Genomic DNA, 20,075 nt, shown 5'->3' with positions numbered 1-20,075 from the left:
TCCGTAAATGAAGTGGGGACCGTCGGCTTACTCAGACTGCCCTTCATAACGCTGTGTCTGCGGGTTGAATTGCCACAGATGGGGTCGGGTCATGGCCTCTTTGCCCTTGTAGCGGATCTGGTCGCGCTTATCGCGGATGTAGGAGTAGATCTCGATGTCTTTTACATCGCCGCCGTTCTTGGGCGGACCGTCCAGAACCTTGACCTCGGCGAAGTAATCGCCGCCGACATGCTTCAAGTAACCGTGGCACTGGATTAGGAAGGCGAAGGTCGAGTCACCCGCTGAACCACGGCTTGAGTAGGAGGTGAAAATGAAGTCCTCCTGACCGTCGCCGTTGAGATCGCCGCGATACACCACCTTGCCCTCCTCCAGACTGAATCCATCAGTTTGAAAACTTGAATGTATGTCCAGGACGTAATCGGGTCTTTCCACCCATTGCGAGAGAAAATTCTTCGTATCGGTCTCCGAATTGCACAGATCCGTTGCCATGCTCACCATCGGCAACCAAGCCAAACACATCAACAACAGTCGTTTCACTTCGCATCCTTCGAATTGATCAATTCCAACTCACCATCCCGATACAACACCTCACACCCCACCCACGCCGGATCCACCTGCGGCATTACCGCCGACGGCTTGCGCAACTCGCGCAGCAACGTCGAACCATGCGACAAGCGTCCGCCCATCCGCGCAATCACTGCCCGCGCCGCTTGATAGTGCGCATGTCGCCCCGGATCGAGGGTGTCTTCGAGCAAGATGTCCTCGCCGAGGATGCCTTGCACCTGCCCCGGATAAATCATGAACCCGGTGGCCTGCTCCGCACCTTCGCGACCGTCCTGCCAGAAGCTGCCATCGCGAGTGCGCACATCCGGATGCGGTGCGAACCAGTGCTCGCGATCCGCCAGCGGCATGGCGTGGTGCAGGCGGAAGAAGATGCGCATGAGGTTGTCGCGGTACCACTCGCGCACTTGCAGGTAGTAGCCACGCAAGCCCGGCAGGCCGCTCAAGTGGACGAGGCGGATCAGCCCTGACCATTGTGGAAATACCTGTAACGGCAGCTCAGTCGCCGCCGGCCGAGGCGTGGCCGGATCGGTCTCCCACGGCAATCGATGTGGACTGTTTTCTAGATTGTCGTAAGCCGTCGGCGGGCGGCCCAGCCAATCACCGCCGCTGCTCGCCAGCGCTGTGGCGATGCACAGATTGCCTTGCACGACGAACACGTAAAACCGGGTGAACCAGTCTGCCAATTGCTGACCATCGGCAGCTTGGGCGACGAGTTCGGCCAGCTCCCGATCGAAGCGCTGCAAACCATTTTCAAGATTCAGCAAATGGCCGCGAGCCTTGCGTTGCATGCGCAAAAACAGCGGCAACGAACGCAGCATCTTCAGCGGTTGCCACGGCAGATGCGGAGTCGCCCCGCCAACTTCACCGGCGTAGTTAGCGGCACTGATGCCCCAGTCGGCCAGCCGGGCGAGAAACAGATCATTGTTGATGTAGGACGCGCCGCCGAAGACGGCGGTGAACGGCTCGTTATCCTGCAGCACCCGCGCATCCCAACGCGCCATGATCGCCGGAATACTCGCGGCGGCTCGGCGCTGGGCGTATTCCACCAACACGCTCGGTTGCGGCGGCAGGATCTCGGCGATATTGGCGGCGGTCAGGTGGCGGCGCCAGCCGTAATCGCTGATCGGCCGGTATTGCAGCAGCCACAGTTGTGAGCCGTCCCAGGCCCATTCGACGTCGCCGGGCACGTAGTGGAACACGCGCAGTACGTCTTGCAAAAAGCGCCAGAGCAGGTCTTCGGTCAAACCATGGGCCGGCGTGAACGTGCCGCTGCGCCAGGCATCGCCGAGCCGCGAAAGCGTTGCCCGTGAGGGGCTGACGTGACCGTCGGCCAGCGATTCGAGATGGCCTTCCACCCACTCAAGTTCTACCGAGAGATGGCGCACGAAAGCGATGCCGGAAACGACCGGGGTGATGAAGCGCTGCACCACCACTTCCTCGACACCTTCGGCCGTCAGTTCGGCAATGCGTTTCGGCACATTGGCGGACGGCTCGCGCAGATAGGTGGTGCTCAAACCGGCATTCGCCGAGTCGGCCTGATCTTCACCGTAACTGGAGGAGCGCACCGCCCAGGTCACATCAGGTTGGGCCGCGAGAAATGCCGGCAGACGCGGATCGGTGCAATCGTTGAGGGTCAGCGCTGCCGGTACCGCTTGCCGCGCCAGTTCAGCCAGGCGCAAACGCCCGCCCTTGGTGTGCGCGATAAACCCGCGCTGGCCCGACTCCAGCCACTGCGCGAATTCGGCGGGCGAGTCGATCCACGGGTAATGGCCCCAGCCGGGTTTGAGGCTGATGGTCAGATCGGCGCGGGCGAGAATCGCCGACCATGCCGCCGCTTGCTCGATACCGAGCACGGCGTCCTGATCGCCCCAGACCAGCTCGACCGGATCGGTGATCCACTCCAGCAGCGGCAGCGCAGTATCGGCGCGAACCAGATCCCAATGCGGCACAAACGCGCGGCAGCGCGCATAGCCGGCGCCCATGCGCTGGTACTGCGCAGGTGTCCAGGTCTGGTTGGAGAACTTGCGGGCGAACAGCGTGGGCTTGTTCGACAGCAGCCAGTGGATGGTCTTGCGGATCGGCAGCGGCGACATCAGTGCCGGCAAGCGACGCTGCCACAAAAATGCACCGACCGGCGCCAACAAAACGCTGCGGGAAAAGTGTCCGGGCCGACGCTGCAACGCATGCAATACAAGCAAGGCATTGACCCCGACCGCCATGATCGCGCTGCCCTTCTGCGTCATCGCCAGCAAGGTCTGCGCGTAGTCCGCCAGATCTTCGCAGGGTGGCTGCGGGTTGGCGCCGAAGCCTGGCAACTCCAGCGGTACCACGTCGTAGCGCTGGAAGTGCGGCAGCGCGTCATCCCACCAATCGGCGGCGCTGCCGTTGCCGGCTAGCAGGTACATCAACGGCTTGCTCATGAGCGATCCTCAGGTCAGATCGCGCAGAGCGGCGTCGAGGGTTGGATAGCGGAACGTGTAGCCGGCCTCGGTCAAACGCTGCGGCACCACGCGCTGACCGTCGAAGAACAACTGCGCCATCTCCCCCGCCATTGCACGCACTGGCGCGGCGGGAATGTGCAACCACACCGGGCGCTTGAGGACCTTGCCGGCCTGCCCGGCGAACGCCGCCTGACTGACCGTTTCGGGCGCGACCATGTTGTAGGTGCCACGCAGAGTGTCGTCGTTGAACGCCCGCGCGATCACCTGAAGCACATCGTCGCGATGCACCCAGCTCATGATCTGCCGACCGTCGCCCATGCGCCCACCGAAACCCAAGCGGAACGGCAGCAGTAACGGCGTCAACGCACCGCCCAAGCCAAAGACCACGCCAAGACGCAGCACCACCTGACGCACGCCAAACTCAGTGGCCGGTTGCGCGGCAGCTTCCCAACGCGCACAGAGTTCGGCCATGAAGCCGTCGCCCTTGCTGGCGTGTTCGTCGAGGCTTTCGCCGGCATCGCGCACGCCGTAGAAGCCGATGGCCGAGGCTTGAATCCACAGCGTTGGTTTGTGCTTGGCGTTCTTCAACCAGGTCATCAACGCTTCGGTGGTGCCGACTCGGCTGGCGAGCAGTTGCGCCTGACGCTTGGGAGTCCAGCGTGGGCCGGCGACTGGGGCGCCGGCGAGATTGATCAGTACGTCGAAGGCTTCGTCGTGGCTGAGTTCGCTGAACGAATGCACACAGCGGACGCGGCCGTTGAATATATTGGACGCGCTCAACGGATCGCGCGTCAGTACGCTGACCGAGTGGCCGGCGTCGAGTAATTGATTGACCAAGGCTTCGCCGATGAACCCGGTACCGCCGGTGATCAGCACGCGTTTGAAAGCGCTGCCGGCAAACGGGTTGGACTGACTCGGCATCTTTTCTGGTGGCGATTTTCGGCGGTCGTGCCGATACAACCAAACCAGCGGCGGCAATAGCACCAGCAACGCAAAACCATCGAGCCACAGGTGCGACCAGACCTGTTGTTGCGCTGAGAGCCACATGTCCTGCGGCGCCCATAACAGGATGCCGGCGCTCAACCAGCCCCAGACTGCCGGGGTTTTCAAGCGATTGCCCAAGTGCACCAGCGCGAGCATGTACAGCGAATAACTTTGCAGCGTCGCGCCGAACAGCGCGAGCCACCAGACTTGTTGTTCGTGGCCGGCGGTGGGAACCGCATCAGCGCCCCAGAATGCGAGTTCGAGATTGTGCAGGTAGCCGTCGAGTAATCCGGAGTGACCGGCCCAGGTCAGGGTGAGGCCGGCGAGAATGTGCACGATTGCGGCGGCGTATAGCCAGAGCACTAGCGCTGGGCGAAGCGAGGTCGAGGGGGCTGGCATTCCGTGTCCTGAGCGCATTCCTTGGGGTGGGGAGTTTAAAGGAAATGCGTGGGGTTTCGGGGGTTGTCAGTAGCAGTAGCTGGGTTTGATTGGTGTGGTGGAGTTTTTCTTTAACTCATCCAAACGATTGATCGATCCTTTACTTCCCTTTGCCGCGCCCATTTCATAACAGGCCACAGCACGGGACAAATCCTTGGTCACCAGTTCCCCTCGCTCGAAAGCGGAGCCTAAAGCACCCAACGCGTGGACGCTGCCCATAGTCGCAGCCCGGATCATTGATTCTTCAGCCAACGCTGGATGTTGGCATGAACCTGTTCCAGCCAATGTGTTGCCGTCGCAGTAATAGAGCGAGAGCATCAGTGCGCCTTCGGGCGAAGTAGCCGCTGCAGCTTTGATCAACGCCTCCAATTTATCCGTTGGCAACTGCGGCGCCATGCCCGAAAGGCTCAAACTTGCTGCACTCAAACTGGATTCCGGATCTCCGGAACGCGCTGCGCAAAGGTCATTTTCCAGTGACGCCTCGAAAAGCTCTGCAGTGAGACGGTACTGCTCCAGTCCTCCCAAATTACCGAAGGCGTTGGCACGTTGGCGGCAGAAATTCTCCTCAACACTCAACTTGGGCTTGCTCGCCACTACCAAGTCTTTCTCACTAATCGACCAATCCTCAACCCCCTCAAGCACCCAACATGCCTGACGAGAGAAGTTGAAGATCTTGATATTGCTGTTACCCGCCCGTTTATCCACAACGTTGACGTGACTGTCATCGACCTCTTCGATCTCGACTCCAGGTGTCTTGCCGGGTGTGATTGCAGCCATCAGCGGATAGGTGAACGTTGTTCCACTAACACCCGAGGTCGAAGGCTCAAAGGTGCTTCGATCCTTCCCAGCTACCGGTTTCAACACCAGCGACTTAACCGTCATTGCGGTAAGACGGCGTTGTGATTCGCTATTGGCGGAAAACGCTGTCAGGAAAGCAGGAAACTCCTCCGAAGGACAAACCCCGCTGGCCGGCGCCGTCGAAGCGCTCTTGTCGGATGCTAAAGCAGGGACAATCTTGTCCAGATACGCCGAACGCTCTCGGCTCATCCTGGCGATGCAAGAGTTAACGGCGAACACATGCGCCGGCATCCCCGTCTCGATTTCGAATGCCTCCAAAGGGCAGTTCGCATCGCGCAACTTCAACCACGCACGTTGCGACTCTTTGACCTTCGCGGCGTACTCCGCGCCCAATGCCGGATCTGCTCGATAGTCAGACTCAAGCCGCGTCATCAACTGCTTGTAACTGACATTCAACTGCGCATCGGCAGCCTTCTTCGCCGCCTCCGAGCAGGGAACCATTTCCAGGCTTGAGGTGACATGGCTGCAATCGTCCTGTGCATAGGCCGCTGAAGCCGGCAGCAGTACGGCCAGCAGGGTTAAAACAAAACGGTTCACTGTGTTCATCCTTGAGTCATTCAGGCTTTGCGTTTGGTGAATCGGGTGATGCATTGCTTTGGGATGTTCGTTTCCCAGTAAGTGCTGAGCAACGCTTTGCGTTTTTTGTCGACGCGCAGGTTAACGAAGCCATCGCCGCAGTCCGGCTGTAACTCTTCGAAGGTGCCGGTTTTGGCTTGATAAATGAACACTCGGTAGTAGTCATAAGTGCCCATGCCGTCATCGAGCTGCCAGATCGCGAAATCCTTGTCGCCGTCAAAATTGAAATCGTCGAACTGCATGTGGAGTTCGTTCTCGGCTTCAAAAGCGATGGTTCGCGACTCGCTGTGCGTTTCGCTTTTAACCGCGATGTTCAGTTTGGAGCCTTCGAGAATCAGCGTCGCGTCGACGCCTTTGGTTGGACTGAACGTGGTGGTTTCGGCTAACGCTGGGATCGTCCACATCAGGCCGAGCAGCGATACCGCTAGAGTTTTGAATTGCATGTGCTCGCCCTACTCCTCCCCGTGAAACGCGGCTCGTCTCAATTGCAGTTTTCTCGAGATTTCGCTGCCTGCGGAATACGTTCACCCTTTCCGTTCATTGTCATTTTAGCGATGTATTCCTTATATAGCGGACATGCGTCGGACTTCATTCCGATATCCCAATAAGCATCTGCCAAATTCAATGTTGCAACGACTCTCTCCGGAAACTTTTTATGAATCCCCCTCAAAAGCAAAGCAGCTAAAACATTGTTTTTGCTACGATACAAATAATAAGCATAGTCATTTAGAGGCCCGACATTATCATTGGATATTATCAAAGTTAGCTCATACACCAGCTCTTGAGGAATACTCCTCCTTACCTTGTTCCCGCGATCATCGAGCCCATAAAATAATTCTCCTTTTTCGCCCTGAGGAAGCTTATCAAGAATATATTTGAAGTCTTTCCTGATTTCTGCAAGCTGATCCTCATTACTCAAATAGCTAAAATTTGGCCCATTTTCGGAGAACTGAGAAAACAGGGTGCAACACGCCACACGCTGAACATTAAACTTCTGCGGAAATCGTGCTTCAACTGGTACCCTCTCACCACCCAAGGTATATTTTTCATCTCTACTAGGTTCCGCCCAAGTAGATTTTTTATAGAGAACCCAGTCTTTCCGCGCAGAACTCCATTTAAAACTATACTGCGTAAGATCAGTATTACGAGTATAAAAATCCAGCAACAACGAGAATACACCTGGTAGATAACCTACAGATAACCCACCGTCTCCAAGTTCAAAAAACCCCGAAACTGACTTGTTACCCCCACCAATATCTATAGTGATTCGCGAAATTGTACCGTCATCCTCAAGTGAGCTAACACTATACGGATCGCAGATTCCATCCCCATTTAGATCAGCCTCACAGATAGAGTTCGCACTAACCACTGCCGCCAAGAACGCGAAACCAAAAAAAACTACCAGTCTCATCATAAGCTCCCCCGAGTGCAACGATGCGTGCTTCGGCGTATTGTTTACCTACTGATGCTATTCTTGCTGACGCGTAGTAAATAAAGAAAGATAGGCACAGATTTATTTGGCATGTAGTAAAACCGAAGCCACCGGGTTAAACGAATTATCCCGTCCACCCAATGCGTTAACCCGGCTAGTGCCTCAAGAGCCCGATCGCTCTAAAACTCTCTTAGGAATTTTCATGGCTTTTCCCGACTGCTGCATCATAGAGATATATTTTTTATAGTTCTCTGCAGCCAAATCTTTTTGGCTCAACCCCCAATATGCATCAGCTATATTCAAGTAAGCGACAGTTCTCTCTGGGTTTTCAGAAATCACCTTTCTTAGTAGTTCAACCGATTCTGAATAATATCCTGCCTCAGCAAACAAAAATCCGAGATCATTGGACCAACCCACCTTGTCAGGATAGAAATACGCTTCAGCTATGTAGCTTTCAGGTGCACACGACTCACTACTGCCCCCATCGGCAACAAGATAACCCATAGATTCTATGAGCTTATTTTTATCATTATTTTTGTATGCAACGAGTGCTTGGTCTGCCGTCGAGACAACAAAGGATGACATGAGTTTTTCACCTTTCACCCGCCCCGCCTGAATGTCCAAATTTAACTTTTGAAGATATTCAAATGCAGTCGCACCGTCGAAATCTTCAAGTGATTTAGAAATCAAAACATTCAGAGGTAAAATATAAGCACTCTTAAGAGATCTATCGCACGATTCATTATTAACCGTATAGACAACCCGGCTAACTGCCACACTTTTGCGAGTAGCATCATATTCAAATTGAACATTAAAATTCTGCGACGTTTGGTCTTCTTTTTTTGTAATCAAATTCAAAACATCTCCCACAACGTGAGCGTCTGAATTGAAGGTGTATATTTCCCCTTGAGAATCCACAACACCTATAGTTTTATCGACGCCTTTAACAACAGAAACATTGAAGCCGTCATAACTTTTAGGCGAATACACATTATTAATTTTCGCCAATGCCGATTTTGCGCTCAATATAACCGAGTCTTTCCCAGACACCTCAGCAACCAAGACTAGTTTGTCGGGAAGTGCAGCATCGTCATTTTTTACGACCAGGAGTCTTGGAGACTTTAATCCAGGAACCAAACCAACATCAAACTGTTTCTTCACCATTTCTGCAGGAGGAAGACTATCGCTTGCAGTACCAAATGAAGACTGGCCAGCAAAAAAAATAAATAAAAAAATCTGTAGACACCAAAATTTTTTTAAAATAATCATTTATTAAGCTCCTGATAAATCGCTGTAAAATTAGTCCTGCGCTCCGCATAACTATCAGTATGCTTATTAACTACTTCTGTAATTTTATTAGTAGAGTCCGTATTTGGCGCGACTAGATTATTTATATTATTTACATCCCAAAACCCCATAGCCGATAATAATCCTATTTTTGTATCCAGCAACTGGTCTGGATTGGAAACCATTTCAATGGTTTCCTCAGGTATTTTTTGCTTTAAGCGGTCCTCTACCGCCTGATAGTTTGATTTCCACGTCAGCTGAATAAAACCTTTGCCTTTATACTTCTTACCTTCTTCACAGCCACCCGCAGTCAATACAAATCCACCTTGAACTGAGTTGCAGCAATAAATACGCTTCGCGATCTCGTCTTCATTTGGGAATTGAGAATATGCTTTATTTTTACGAATCGTATAGGCGCTCTTTGCCGCAGGGCTTAGTGCATTATACTGCGCCATTGTAATGCGTTTATATCCATACAGTTCAGCTTCCGCAGGATATGTGTTGAAATACCTTCCAAACTTAGACCTGAGAGCTTCAGCTGAATACCAAAGATCTTCTACCTTACCTACCAAGGCGCTACCAACCTCGGTCTTCACTTGAGCAAAAAACTGAGCCATTTTCGGCGCGGTATTAATTTCAAATCGATCAGCATACTTATTAAATAACCCCCTTACCTCCTCACGCTTTTGATCGGTAGAGTCTGGGAACATTTTCTTCATTTGATCGAAAGAGATTAGTTCCGCGGCCGATGAAGTAAACCCAGCTATGAACTCTATCGGATGAAAGTGCCAAACTAGACTGGATTCAACTGACGCTTTTCCAGATAGCTCATCCCAGAAGATAAATTTATCTATCCTCTCTTTTTCATGAGCCTTTAATTTTGGCGAATGCTCTAAAATATCATCCAGTCGAGCCCATTTTGGTTGATTAGCTCTATCTTTCCATTCCGTTGGATGCTTGGCGACAAGCTTTGACCATTGAGAGCGTGTGTCAGTATCCTTCAACGCGTCGGCCAACTCTGATGCGTCTATCTCTTTATTATTATCTTTATCGATTTTTTCAAACAATCTTTTGAAGAAAACGGGCATATCGTTTGGATCGAGAAATCCATCAGCAGCAGCGTTTGACTCCTCCACTATCTGAAAGCCCAGCTTCGCCCAATCATGCTGCGATATTAAAGTGGCGCCAGCCTTACGTACTAAACCGGTCACGTTTTGCCCTTCGTCTATTACATTGATCTCATACCACTCTTGTGTATCTTTATAAATCGGCGCTTTGCTTAACTCTACAGCATGCAGTTCTTTCAGAGAAACTTCCCCAGTGGCTGGGGCCTTTAACTTAACCAGAGAATTTTTGGCTAAATACAAATACTGTCTGCCAACTTTCAAGGCAGCAGTATTATTCAAAAAGTCTTCTACACCTGTATCAGCGGTAAAAATTTCTATATGGGCTTGGAACTTACTACTAACCTCCCCAGCTTCAGTGACATTCTCCATTTGCCCAAGGTAACCGACAGGATCTCCCGCCTTAATTCCAACTCCTATGTTCAAAACAGTGTCGACAGATGCCGGTTCAGCTACACTCCATTTTAGAACATTATTTTCCGAAGTATTTTCAACACACGCCCAGAATGTCGGTGGCACATTTCCTGTGGCGACCGGACCACCACTCACCAGCGTGCATTCGGCCATACGCTGCAGGGATGGCCCGACAACTAAATTCAAAACTTTTTGACTATCAAAAGCTACGACGCTGTTCATCATCAACTGCAAGGCACCGAGCGAAGCACCCGCTGGCTTGCCATTAGTAGGATCTGACGGTGCACCGAAAAGGGGAAGCTTATTAACTACTGTCCCATGAACCTTGCCCTGCCAATAGGTTGGCCGCTCTCGCTCTGGTACCTTTTCTTCCAACCAAACTCTATCACCGGCGTTGTTTTTATAGGGTTCGCCGGCCTTTAAGTACGCAAACCAGACTTCACTCCCTACTTCTCGTGTCTTTTGTGAGTTTAGCTGCACACTTCCAGATATGATTTTACCTTTAGCATAAATTCGGTCTGTACCCGCGACCGGACTTTGATCTAAGATTTCAAGTTTCGAGTCTTTATTTAACTTACCCACAGACACAATACTAGATGACACCGGCAATTCGTCATATGCTTTAAAATCATTGACTTGCATTGTCACTTTCGGCTTAGGCGCTTCCTCAGGAGGTATAGGATAACGATCAAACGGTAGCAAATGCATATATAGGCTATAGAATGTCAGCTTATTTTGCTTCCCCTTATTCGCCCCTTCTTCTGGATTAGGTGCAGACTTATATTCGTGCCGGACCAGACAGAAAGAATTCGAATACTTTAATTTTTTTGAACTCCCACCTGCATCAAATGTTGATTCTAGATATTCTTTATTTAGGCGATAAGCAACGACTTCACCATCAGCCATACACCGTAATGGTTCATCCAATACACATTGGGGAGCGCTTGCATTGCTAACATGTAATCCGCCATGCCAGAATTTGTTACTACCTAACAAATAATGACCAGATACTTCGCTCTCTAGTACCTTATATACTTCGTCAGCCCCAGTGAACTGCTTGCCATCTGGTTTACGGAATGGATATTGGAAGCTCATCAGCGGAGCTGGGCCTGCCGGTACAGGGGCCGGCGCAGGATTAGGTGCGGGTGCTGGTTGTGCGCCTCTGAATTGGGGCCTCGGGCGTAAAAACTTTTCAGGCATTGGCCAGTAACCACTGCCCACCCCATATTTGGCAGATTTCGGTCCGTTTGAAGACTGTGAACCGAAGAAATTCCCCCGATCTCGAACAGGCGATCCGGAGATATCTTCGATCACCCCAGTGTGCCCATGAAAGTTTATCCACAGCGCAATATCGCCTGGCTGTACTTCCGCAAGCGGGATCACATCAAAATAAGTAGTGTCGGTATTCAACCCTGATGTTGTGAGGTAAGGGATCGTATACCCCGCATCCTTCAGCATTCGATACAGAAGCCCGGAGCAGTCGATTTCCTTCTTGCCATCGTTATCATGGTCAGTCTCGCCCTTGAAAGGGCCGTACTCGTAACCAGTGCGATATTGCTGCCTTTGTTCAAGTAGTCCTGTGCTCATCAAAAGCTTCCTGCTTCAAAACATTGAATAGAGTTATCGCTGACGACGCCTCGGGCTGCCAAGCGCTCAACCAAAGCGGTAGCCGTCTTGGGATCGGTTTTCTGAATATTCCGGTAACACGCCATCGCGCGTGGCAAGTCAGCCGCTACGAGGGCTCCCGCTTCGTACACTTCACCTAATCGAATCAGTGCGTTAGTCGAACCTAGGCGGGCGGCACGCTCCAATGTCGCTATTGATTCTCTGGGATTAATACAACCGTGACTTTCGTCGTATTCACCTTCATCGCAATAAAAATCTGCGAGAGTCAAGCCGGCATCCGGCACTTGCTCTGAAGCTTGAATCAATAACGCCACGATTCTGGAATTCTCCAAGCGTGGCGCCTGCCCAGAAAGGCTGATTCCCGCAGCAGCAAATGCTGCTTGCGCCGAACCCTTCCGGGCGCCATCTAAATAGCTATCCAATGCCGCGGCGTACAAATAGATCCCTGATTCGGGAGAGGCCTTGTTTACCAACCTGTCGAATATGACGCCTTTTTTGAGTTCCAGCTCACCGGGCGTTAGTTTCTCAGACTGAGTGATCTCTTCCATGACCGCATCGATTGCCCAGTTCTCCACTCGATTCAGAGCCCAGCAATCACTGTGTTTGAAAAGAAAAATCTTCAAAAAATGGCCCGCCTCATCTCGGACGACCACCCTGTCAGGCACCTTGGTTTCAATAGTGAGATCCAATTTGGCAGCATTTTCCGGAAGCAGCACCTTCAACTCATCGGCGGAAATCGAGCCCAAGCTCCGTTCGACAACCTTCGGTATTTTCCCATCAGCTATCACGTGAACATGCTTCACAGGAGACGCAATAAACGCTTTCTGTGTCTCTGGCTCAGATGCAAAAACTTTTACGAAATCAGCAAAATTGCCACTTGGGCATTGGGCGGTGCTGGACGAAGAGGCAAAGGCCCCCGAAGTCATCCCCCAGCACAACAAAACAATCGAAAACCACTTCATCTGCCTCACGTACCTGTTTGTTGTCATCACGACACTCATCACTCAGAAAACACAAAAAAAGCCTTCGGCTTAACCTTCTCAGGCGGTGCATTCAACAACGCCTGATCCATCAAACTCCCCGCCTTATCCTTATCCGCCGCCCCCGGCAGCACCGGCGGTTTAATCCCGATCCCTGTGCCGGAGCCAGCCGAGCCACCCGCATTGATCTTGATCACCGGCCCAACCACCGTAACCCCACCGCCATCGAGCTTGATAAAGCTCCCCCCCCCAAGAATGGTCAGCTCCGTCCCCGCCTCAATAACAATCTTGTCCCCAGCCTTGAGGTGAATTTCTTTCCCCACGCTGGTCAGTTGCGCAGTCCCCAGCTTCACATGCTGGTTCTGCCCAATCGTGAGGTGATCATCCAGCTTCGCTTCAATCTTGCGGTCAGAGATCGTGGTGCGGTGTTCTTCAGCCTTGAGCTCGGTGTAGCTGTTCTTCTCCACCGTGTCATGGCGTTCATTCCCGACCCGAATCTTCTGGTCATGCTCAACGTTCTCATCCCAATCGCGCTGGGCGTGGATGTAGATCTGCTCCGCACCTTTCTTGTCTTCAATGCGCAGTTCGTTGTAGCCGCCACCACCCGGTGAGCTGAGGGTTTTGAACACGCTGCGAGTCTTGTTCGCCGGCAGTGCGTACGGCACCGGGTTTTCCTTGTGGTACAGGCAGCCGGTCACCAGCGGTTGATCGGGGTCGCCTTCGAGGAAGGTGACGAGGACTTCCATGCCGATGCGCGGGATGGAGATGGCGCCGTAGCGGTCGCCGGCCCAGGAGCTGGAGACGCGCAGCCAGCAGCTGGTTTTGTCGTCGGCGAGGCCTTCGCGGTCCCAGTGGAACTGGACTTTGATGCGGCCGTATTGGTCGCAGTGGATTTCTTCGCCTTTGGGGCCGGTGACCATGGCGGTCTGGCTGCCGAGTACGCGTGGTTTCGGGTGTTCGAGGGCCGGGCGGTAGAACACGTCCCACGGGGTGGCGAGGAAGGTGTTGCGGTAGCCCTGGTGGAAGTCGTCCTTGTTGTCGGTGGTGTCGCTGGTCACGCCTTCTTCGAGGACTTGCGGCTGTTTGCCTTCGTGGAAGAGTTCGGTGAGCAGCCACAGGTCGTTCCACTCGCTGCGCGGGTGGTCGGACAGTTCCATGAAGTGGCCGCTGACCAGCTTGGTCTGGTCGCCGCGACCTTCGGCCTGGCGGTAGTCGGCGCGATGGCGTTCGAGGGCGCGCTGGCTGAGGAACTTGCCACGGGCGCGGTCGATGAAACGGCCCGGGTAGTCGTAGTCTTCGAGGTCCGGTTCGGTGCTCTCGCCATCGGGCTTGTAAGCCGCTTCCATTTGCAGGCGCGGTTTTTCGAAGTCGTAGTCGCGGCGTGTGATGCGGCTGGTGCGGGTTTCCAGGCGTAGCTTGAAGCCTTTGATCACCGGTTCTTCGGCGACCATGCCGCTGCCTTGCACGTACGCGGTTGGCTGGCCGAGGTCGGGGAACACGGTCTGGTCGTCGCCGAACACCAGCAGGTGGCCTTTATCGCTGTGCTGGAAGTGGTAGTGAATGCCTTCCTCTTCGCACAGGCGCTGGACGAAGTGCAGGTCGGTTTCGTCGTATTGCACGCAGTAGTCGCGATCCGGGCACGGCTGGCTCAACTGGAAACTGTAGGCGTTACCTTTGATGCCGTGCTCTTCAAGGATCAGCGCGATGATTTTCGGCGCCGACATCTGCTGGTAGATGCGCTGGTTGGTGCGGTGATGCAGGTATTGCAGTTGCGGCACCATCGACACTTTGTAGCGGGTCAGACGCTTGCCGGCGTCGCCTTGGGCGACGCGGTAGATCTGGCCGTGGATGCCCGAGCCTTGTGGATCGAACGCCAGAAACGCCTGCTTGTGCAGCAGTTGCTCAAGGTCCAGATCCGGGTTTTCGCTGACCAGTTCGAGGTCGAAGCGATACGGCTGGCTGATGCCTTCGGTGCCGGTGAACGACAGCACTTGCAGGTCGCCGACGTAGTCTTCGACCTTGAGGCTGAAGTGGGTTTCGTTAGCTGGGTTGAACATAAAGTGCTCCCTGTTCGAATGTCATCCGTTAGGCCCGAAGTCGCAACCGTTGCAGCCAGGACGAAGTGGCGCCCAAGGCGTCACGCAATTGTTGGGCAGTGATGCTGCGTTCTGCCGGGTCGAAGCTCAGCGCGGTTCGCAGCGCTGGCCAGCCGTGTTTCGGTAAGTTCGCCGGCGCATGCAGCTCGCGCTCCAGGTGCTCGTCGCGGGCCTGGGTCGAGGGCAAGCGGCGGAACGGGTGTTTGCCGCCCGCCAGTTCGTAGATCACGCAGGCCACGCCGTACACGTCCGCGCTGGCCGACAACGGTTGGCCCTCAAGCAGTTCGGGGGCGGCGTAGCCCGGGGTCCAGGCGTTGAAGCGTTCGCGGCTTAGATGTGGCAGGCCGGGCAACACGCCCTCCTCTGCCTGACCGAGGCCGAAGTCAAACAGGCGCAAGCCGTCTTCGCTGAGCATGACGTTGCTCGGTTTCATGTCACCGTGCAGCACGCCGCGACCGTGGGCGTAGGCCAGCGTGTCGAGCAGCGGCAGGACGATGTCGCGCAGTTCGTGCCACGGCAGGCCGAGGGGCCGCTCGCAGAGCAATTTGTCCAGGGTCAGGCCACGCATGTATTCCATGGTGATGAAGGCCCGCTGGCAGTCGGTGTCGACTTCAAAGGTGTGCGCACGCACGACGTTGTCGTGGCGCAGGCGTCGGGTCAGGGCGAACTCGCTGTAGAGCAAGGCACTGGCGTCCGGCGATTCGGCAAATTCTTCGCTGAGGATTTTCAGCGCTATGTAAGGGTCGGGATCGCCGAACTGTTCGTGCAGCAGATCCCGCGCCCGGTAAACAGCGCCCATGCCACCGGCCCCGAGCAGACGCTCGAGGTGGTAGCGACCGGCGAGTACATCCGGCAGTGCACCGATGCTGGCCTTGGTTGGCGCCAGCAAAGGCTCTGCCTTGTTTTCCTTGGCGAAGGCGAAGTAGGTCAGGTTGTTGGCCTGCTCTTCGCTCATCAGCAAGTCGTCGACTGAGGATTCGATTTCAGTCATTGGCGGATCACCACGGCTGTCAGGTTGTCGCGCGCGGCGCCACGCAGGGCGCCGTCGAACAAACGTTCCAGCGCCACGTGCGGCGCGCTGAGGCTGAGGGCGTTGCCGAGGGCATCGCTGCTCAGGCCCTGATACAAACCATCGCTGCAGAGCAAAAACGCATCGCCCGGATAGACCTCGAGTTCCAGTACATCCAGGGTCAGTGTTTCGGCCGCGCCGACGGCTCGGGTCAAGGCCTGAGCCGCCGGGTGTGCTGCCGCTTGTTCGACGCTCATTTGTTGCTCGTCGATCAATTGCTGTTGCAGCGAATGGTCCTTGGACAGCTGATACAAACGCTGCCCGCGCCACATGTAGCAACGGCTGTCGCCGGCCCAAATGCAGGCCGCGCGATTGCCTTCCACCAGCAGCGCGACGACGGTGCTGCCCATGATGCTGTCGTGGCGTCCGGCGGTGACCGTCAACTCCTGCCCCAAACGCCGGTTCAGCCAGTGCAGGCACTGGCGGATGGCTTTGAGGCGTTCGTCGAAGTCCTCGTGTTGCGGCAGTTCAGCCAGGCTGGCGACGATCAACTGGCTGGCGATGTCGCCACCCTGATGACCGCCCATGCCGTCCGCGACCACCCACAGCCCCTGCTGTGGCGAGTCGAGGAAGGCATCTTCGTTGCGCGCCCGCACCTTGCCCGGGTCGGTCCGCGCCGCGCTGCGCCAGGCACTGGCCACCAGCATCAGAGCTGCACCGGCATACGGAAGGTGCGCAGTACGCCCATGTCGAACGGGTTCGGCGTGCGCTGGCTGGTCAGCAGGTAGTTGGCGCGCAGGCCACCTACGTCGGCTTTCAGCACCAGCACGTCGCGACCGCTCAGGTACTCGGTCTGCATCAGGTCGAACAGACGGAACAGCGACCATGGGCCGGAGTTCTTCTCGATGCCGATCGGGCGCCCGGCCATTTTGTCCATGACCAGACTGGTGCGACCGTCCTCAGCATCGGTCGGCCATTTGAACGACATTGGCAGGATCGGACCGTGGCGGTATTCCATGGTCTTGTCGCCGAACTTGAACTCGGAACGGCTGACCGCCGGGTCGAGGGTGTACGGCTCCAGTTTGAACTGCACGGTCGGCTCGGCCGGGTTGATCGAGAAGAAGCTCTGACGAATCGTCAGCGCCGCTGCCATCTGGTCCAGATACATCTTCGATACCGGCAGGCTGTGACCGTCGACGCTGCGCATGCGGTAGTTGCCCGGATCGCCGCTGACAAACGGACGCATGTAGCTGTCGAAGAAGCGGTCGACGGTGCCTTGCGCGCGGAAGAACTCGCGGAAATCGCTGATCGCCACGTCGCTGGTGCTGCTGGCGCTGAACGGATAACGCTTGCTGATGGTTTTGCCATACACGCTGTACAGCTCGTTCTGATAACGGCCGTTCAGGTATTGGTAAGCATCGTTAAGCACCAGACGCCACGAGTCTTCGGCCAGCACGTTGAACCACACGCTCAGTGGACGCGGCAGACGGCCGGAGGCATTGCGCAGGTTGGTCAGCGCATCACGCTGGCCGCTCATGCGGGTTTTCGCCATTTCGAACGCGGCTTGTTCCGGCGTGCTGGAACGGGCCAGGCCGGCCAGTTGCAGTTGCAGGTCGTTGAGCGCGTTCAGCGCTGGCGTCAGGTCCGCCGCCGGGCCGTTGTTGTCATCGAGCAAACGATGCAGCGGTTCGAAGCGGCGTTGCAGCGACTTCTTCGCGGTGTCCGGCAGGGTCTTCGCCACGTTCAGGGCCGAAGCCTTGTCTGCTGCGGCGGCGGCAAGTTTGCCAACCTTACCCAGTTTGCCTTTCTGCCCGGCCAGCGCATCAGCAGCGTCGCCAGCTTCTTCGACAGGGTCTGCAGCCGCCTGGAAGCGGGTGTTCTCACGCACTTCAGTGAGCAATGCCAGCACCGGCGAGTTGGCCGAGGTCAGGCCCGCCAGTTGTTCGGCGCCTTCACCGGCGTCGCTGATCGGCGGCAGGGCAACCTGGCCAACCGCTTCGCTCCAATAGTTGGCGTAGTCGCGGAAGTACAGCTGCTCCAGCTCGACCATCAGACGACGCAAGTCCATGTCGCTGATGCCCGCACCTTCGCCCAGCACCCAGTTGTCACGCAGGATGTCGGTAACCAGCGCCGAACCCTGTACCGAGAAATACTGCTGATAACCGGTTTGCGTGTAGAAGCCCGGGATCACGTATTCGGTGCCGATAAACAGCGAGCCTTGTGGACCGAGGTGTTGGCTGAAACGGTAGTCCGGCAGGTTGCGCGCCTGCTCGCGGAGCATGCGGTAAACCACCGTGGCCAGCGATTCGCTGCGCAAGACCTGACGCGCCTGAGTGACCAACTGATCGTTCAGCGGGTAGATAAACGGCTGCTTCAGCAGACGTTCCAGATGCGCGCTTAAACCGTTCTGCACAGCGGTGTTGCCGGTGTAGCGCGTCGACCAGTCAGTGGCGACCCAGTCCTTGAGCCACGCGGCATCGCGACGATCCTTCATGTTCAACATCAGGTACGCGCGCAGGCTGTTGAGCAGGCGGTCGCGGTCCTTCATGTTGGCGCGGATCTGCCCTTCGAGCATCGTCGCTACCCGTGGCAGCAGTTGCTTTTCAAGCTCGCGCTCGTAAGCCTCTTTGACCACTGGATTGACGTCTTCGCCCTGATACAGACCGCCACGTTCGTGATACGAAACGTCGCCCTTCTTCGGGAACACCTGCGTCGCGGCGTAGCTGCTGTCGAGGGTTTTCAGCACGCCCATCGCATCATCACGCGGCGACAATGCCGTGCGTTGCTGCGTCCAGTTCTGCGCCAGATTGCGCAGGTTTTCCAGGCGCTCGTAGTTGGCCGAGAAACCGCCCGCCCAGAGCATGCCGAACAGTGCCAGCGCAGCCAGTGCGCCGACGTACAACGCACGTTGGCCCCAATGAATACGGCTGCGTTCGCGCTTGTCCAGACCGGCTAGGTCGGATTCGGGGAAAATCACCTGGCTGAACAAGTGATGAATGAAGCGCGAACGACCGCTGCGCAGGGTCGGCAGCACACCGGCGCTCATGCCGAGGCTGGCGCCGATGCCGGCAGTGGTCGCATCCATCTCTTGGGTCAGGTGCGGCGCGCTGGTCAGGTAGAAACCACGCAGTTGCGTGGCACGCTGATAACGGTTGCCGGTGAACGCCATGTCGACGAACAGGCACAGGCGCTCGCCGATCTGCCCTAGTTGATGCGGGAAGTCGAGGATGCGGCCACGGCGCTGGGTATCGCGCTCGGAGTGCATGCGCATGATCACTTGGCTGTTGAGGCGGCGCAGCAGTTCTTCGAACTCGTTGCGCAGCACAGCGACGTCGGTGCCGACCTGATCCTTGCGGAAACTGGTGCCGAGCACTTGATCGCTTTCTTCGCGGGTCAGTTGATCGAAGAACTCGTCGAAGCCGAGCAGCTTGTCAGCCTTGCTCAGGACCAGATAGACCGGCACGTCGACGTGCAGTTTCTGATGCACGTCTTGCAGACGGCCGCGAATCTGGCGCGCGAGGGTGTCGATGTCCTGCTCACTGCCGCCGAGCAGGGTTTCCACCGGAATGGTCACCAGCACGCCGTTCAACGGACGCCCGCGACGACGCTTGCGCAGTAGCTCCAGCAGCGTTGTCCAGGCACCGCCGTCGACTTCCACATCCGGTTGCGTGGTGTAACGCCCGGCGGTGTCGATCAGCACACCGTGGTCGGCGAAGTACCAGTCGCAATGACGGGTGCCGAGGGTGTCGCGGGTCAGCTTGCGGTCGATCTTGTTGATCGGGAATTCCAGACCGGAAAAGTCCAGCAGGCTGGTCTTGCCCGAGGCCTGCGGACCGATCAACAGGTACCACGGCAAGTCACTGCGCCAGCGCTCGCTGCGGCCGCGATACAGGCTGGAAGTCTTCAGGGTTTTCAGCGCGTCTTTGAAGCGCGCCTTCAACTCCTTCTGCTCTTCGTCGATCAGCTCTTCGCGGCGAATGCGGTCCTGGCCGTCCTCGCTTTCTTCCTCGGCTTTCTTGCGGATACCCGCGCGCCAGCTGACGAAGACCATGGTCAGGCCCCAGATCAGGAACAGCACAGCGATGGTCAGCAAGCGCGCGGTCGCGCTTTCCCAGAACTTGTAATCATCAACCGCCAACAACGGGCCGACGAACCACACCAGCAGCGCCACGAACAGCACCAGCAGCAAGGTCCAGACCCAGGTCTGGCGCAGGAAGGCGCCGACTTTCTTGAAAAACTTTTTCAT

Annotated in this window: 13 protein-coding genes; all 13 read right to left on the bottom strand. The window is 55.8% G+C overall.

What is annotated here, in order from left to right:
- Positions 1-27: 27 nt before the first annotated feature.
- The 13 genes from CKW38_RS15735 to tssM all read right to left on the bottom strand — a co-directional run bounded on the left by CKW38_RS15735 (position 28) and on the right by tssM (position 20,075).
- On the bottom strand, positions 28-537 hold the full coding sequence (locus CKW38_RS15735) for a hypothetical protein (protein ID WP_256588385.1): 510 nt from the start codon (positions 535-537) through the stop codon (positions 28-30).
- Complete coding sequence (locus CKW38_RS15730) at positions 534-2,984, bottom strand: alpha/beta fold hydrolase (RefSeq protein ID WP_095113208.1); 2,451 nt, start codon at positions 2,982-2,984, stop codon at positions 534-536. The genes CKW38_RS15735 and CKW38_RS15730 overlap by 4 nt, the downstream gene beginning before the upstream one ends.
- 9 nt (positions 2,985-2,993) lie before the next feature.
- Entirely contained in the window at positions 2,994-4,388 is a 1,395-nt protein-coding gene (locus CKW38_RS15725) for a TIGR01777 family oxidoreductase (RefSeq protein WP_095113207.1), read from the bottom strand.
- Positions 4,389-4,454: 66 nt separating this feature from the next.
- Positions 4,455-5,822, bottom strand: a complete 1,368-nt coding sequence (locus tag CKW38_RS15720) for a lysozyme inhibitor LprI family protein (protein WP_095113243.1) — start codon at positions 5,820-5,822, stop codon at positions 4,455-4,457.
- Between the two features lie 20 nt (positions 5,823-5,842).
- Entirely contained in the window at positions 5,843-6,304 is a 462-nt protein-coding gene (locus CKW38_RS15715) for a hypothetical protein (RefSeq protein ID WP_095113206.1), read from the bottom strand.
- Positions 6,305-6,342: 38 nt separating this feature from the next.
- A complete protein-coding gene (locus tag CKW38_RS15710) occupies positions 6,343-7,272 on the bottom strand; it encodes a type IV pilus biogenesis/stability protein PilW (protein WP_176472335.1) in 930 nt (309 codons plus the stop codon).
- A 183-nt stretch (positions 7,273-7,455) separates the two neighbouring features.
- On the bottom strand, positions 7,456-8,562 hold the full coding sequence (locus CKW38_RS15705) for a M48 family metallopeptidase (protein WP_095113204.1): 1,107 nt from the start codon (positions 8,560-8,562) through the stop codon (positions 7,456-7,458).
- On the bottom strand, positions 8,559-11,705 hold the full coding sequence (locus CKW38_RS30385) for a hypothetical protein (protein WP_256588384.1): 3,147 nt from the start codon (positions 11,703-11,705) through the stop codon (positions 8,559-8,561). Before CKW38_RS30385 ends, CKW38_RS15705 begins: the two co-directional genes overlap by 4 nt.
- Entirely contained in the window at positions 11,705-12,706 is a 1,002-nt protein-coding gene (locus CKW38_RS15690) for a sel1 repeat family protein (RefSeq protein WP_141232666.1), read from the bottom strand. The genes CKW38_RS30385 and CKW38_RS15690 overlap by 1 nt, the downstream gene beginning before the upstream one ends.
- Before the next feature lie 38 nt (positions 12,707-12,744).
- Positions 12,745-14,781 (bottom strand): type VI secretion system tip protein VgrG, encoded by a 2,037-nt coding sequence (locus CKW38_RS15685; RefSeq protein WP_095113202.1) that lies wholly within the window; start codon positions 14,779-14,781, stop codon positions 12,745-12,747.
- Positions 14,782-14,809: 28 nt separating this feature from the next.
- Positions 14,810-15,811, bottom strand: a complete 1,002-nt coding sequence (locus tag CKW38_RS15680) for a serine/threonine-protein kinase (protein WP_095113201.1) — start codon at positions 15,809-15,811, stop codon at positions 14,810-14,812.
- Positions 15,808-16,536 (bottom strand): PP2C family serine/threonine-protein phosphatase, encoded by a 729-nt coding sequence (locus CKW38_RS15675; RefSeq protein ID WP_007920303.1) that lies wholly within the window; start codon positions 16,534-16,536, stop codon positions 15,808-15,810. Before CKW38_RS15675 ends, CKW38_RS15680 begins: the two co-directional genes overlap by 4 nt.
- A complete protein-coding gene (gene tssM, locus CKW38_RS15670) occupies positions 16,536-20,075 on the bottom strand; it encodes a type VI secretion system membrane subunit TssM (protein ID WP_095113200.1) in 3,540 nt (1,179 codons plus the stop codon). Before tssM ends, CKW38_RS15675 begins: the two co-directional genes overlap by 1 nt.

It is taken from the genome of Pseudomonas sp. Irchel 3H7, assembly GCF_900187605.1.
Lineage (GTDB): Bacteria > Pseudomonadota > Gammaproteobacteria > Pseudomonadales > Pseudomonadaceae > Aquipseudomonas.
The sequence above is the reverse complement of the archived record's forward strand: the minus strand, read 5'-3'. Positions and strand labels throughout refer to the sequence as shown.

Excerpts from the sequence above, each read along its gene's own strand:
- CKW38_RS15730 (WP_095113208.1), bottom strand. The coding sequence starts at position 2,984 with ATGAGCAAGCCGTTGATGTACCTGCTAGCCGGCAACGGCAGCGCCGCC.
- CKW38_RS15725 (WP_095113207.1), bottom strand. The coding sequence starts at position 4,388 with ATGCCAGCCCCCTCGACCTCGCTTCGCCCAGCGCTAGTGCTCTGGCTA.
- CKW38_RS15715 (WP_095113206.1), bottom strand. The coding sequence starts at position 6,304 with ATGCAATTCAAAACTCTAGCGGTATCGCTGCTCGGCCTGATGTGGACG.
- CKW38_RS15710 (WP_176472335.1), bottom strand. The coding sequence starts at position 7,272 with ATGAGACTGGTAGTTTTTTTTGGTTTCGCGTTCTTGGCGGCAGTGGTT.
- CKW38_RS15705 (WP_095113204.1), bottom strand. The coding sequence starts at position 8,562 with ATGATTATTTTAAAAAAATTTTGGTGTCTACAGATTTTTTTATTTATT.
- CKW38_RS30385 (WP_256588384.1), bottom strand. The coding sequence starts at position 11,705 with ATGAGCACAGGACTACTTGAACAAAGGCAGCAATATCGCACTGGTTAC.
- CKW38_RS15690 (WP_141232666.1), bottom strand. The coding sequence starts at position 12,706 with ATGAAGTGGTTTTCGATTGTTTTGTTGTGCTGGGGGATGACTTCGGGG.
- CKW38_RS15685 (WP_095113202.1), bottom strand. The coding sequence starts at position 14,781 with ATGTTCAACCCAGCTAACGAAACCCACTTCAGCCTCAAGGTCGAAGAC.
- CKW38_RS15680 (WP_095113201.1), bottom strand. The coding sequence starts at position 15,811 with ATGACTGAAATCGAATCCTCAGTCGACGACTTGCTGATGAGCGAAGAG.
- CKW38_RS15675 (WP_007920303.1), bottom strand. The coding sequence starts at position 16,536 with ATGCTGGTGGCCAGTGCCTGGCGCAGCGCGGCGCGGACCGACCCGGGC.
- tssM (WP_095113200.1), bottom strand. The coding sequence starts at position 20,075 with ATGAAAAAGTTTTTCAAGAAAGTCGGCGCCTTCCTGCGCCAGACCTGG.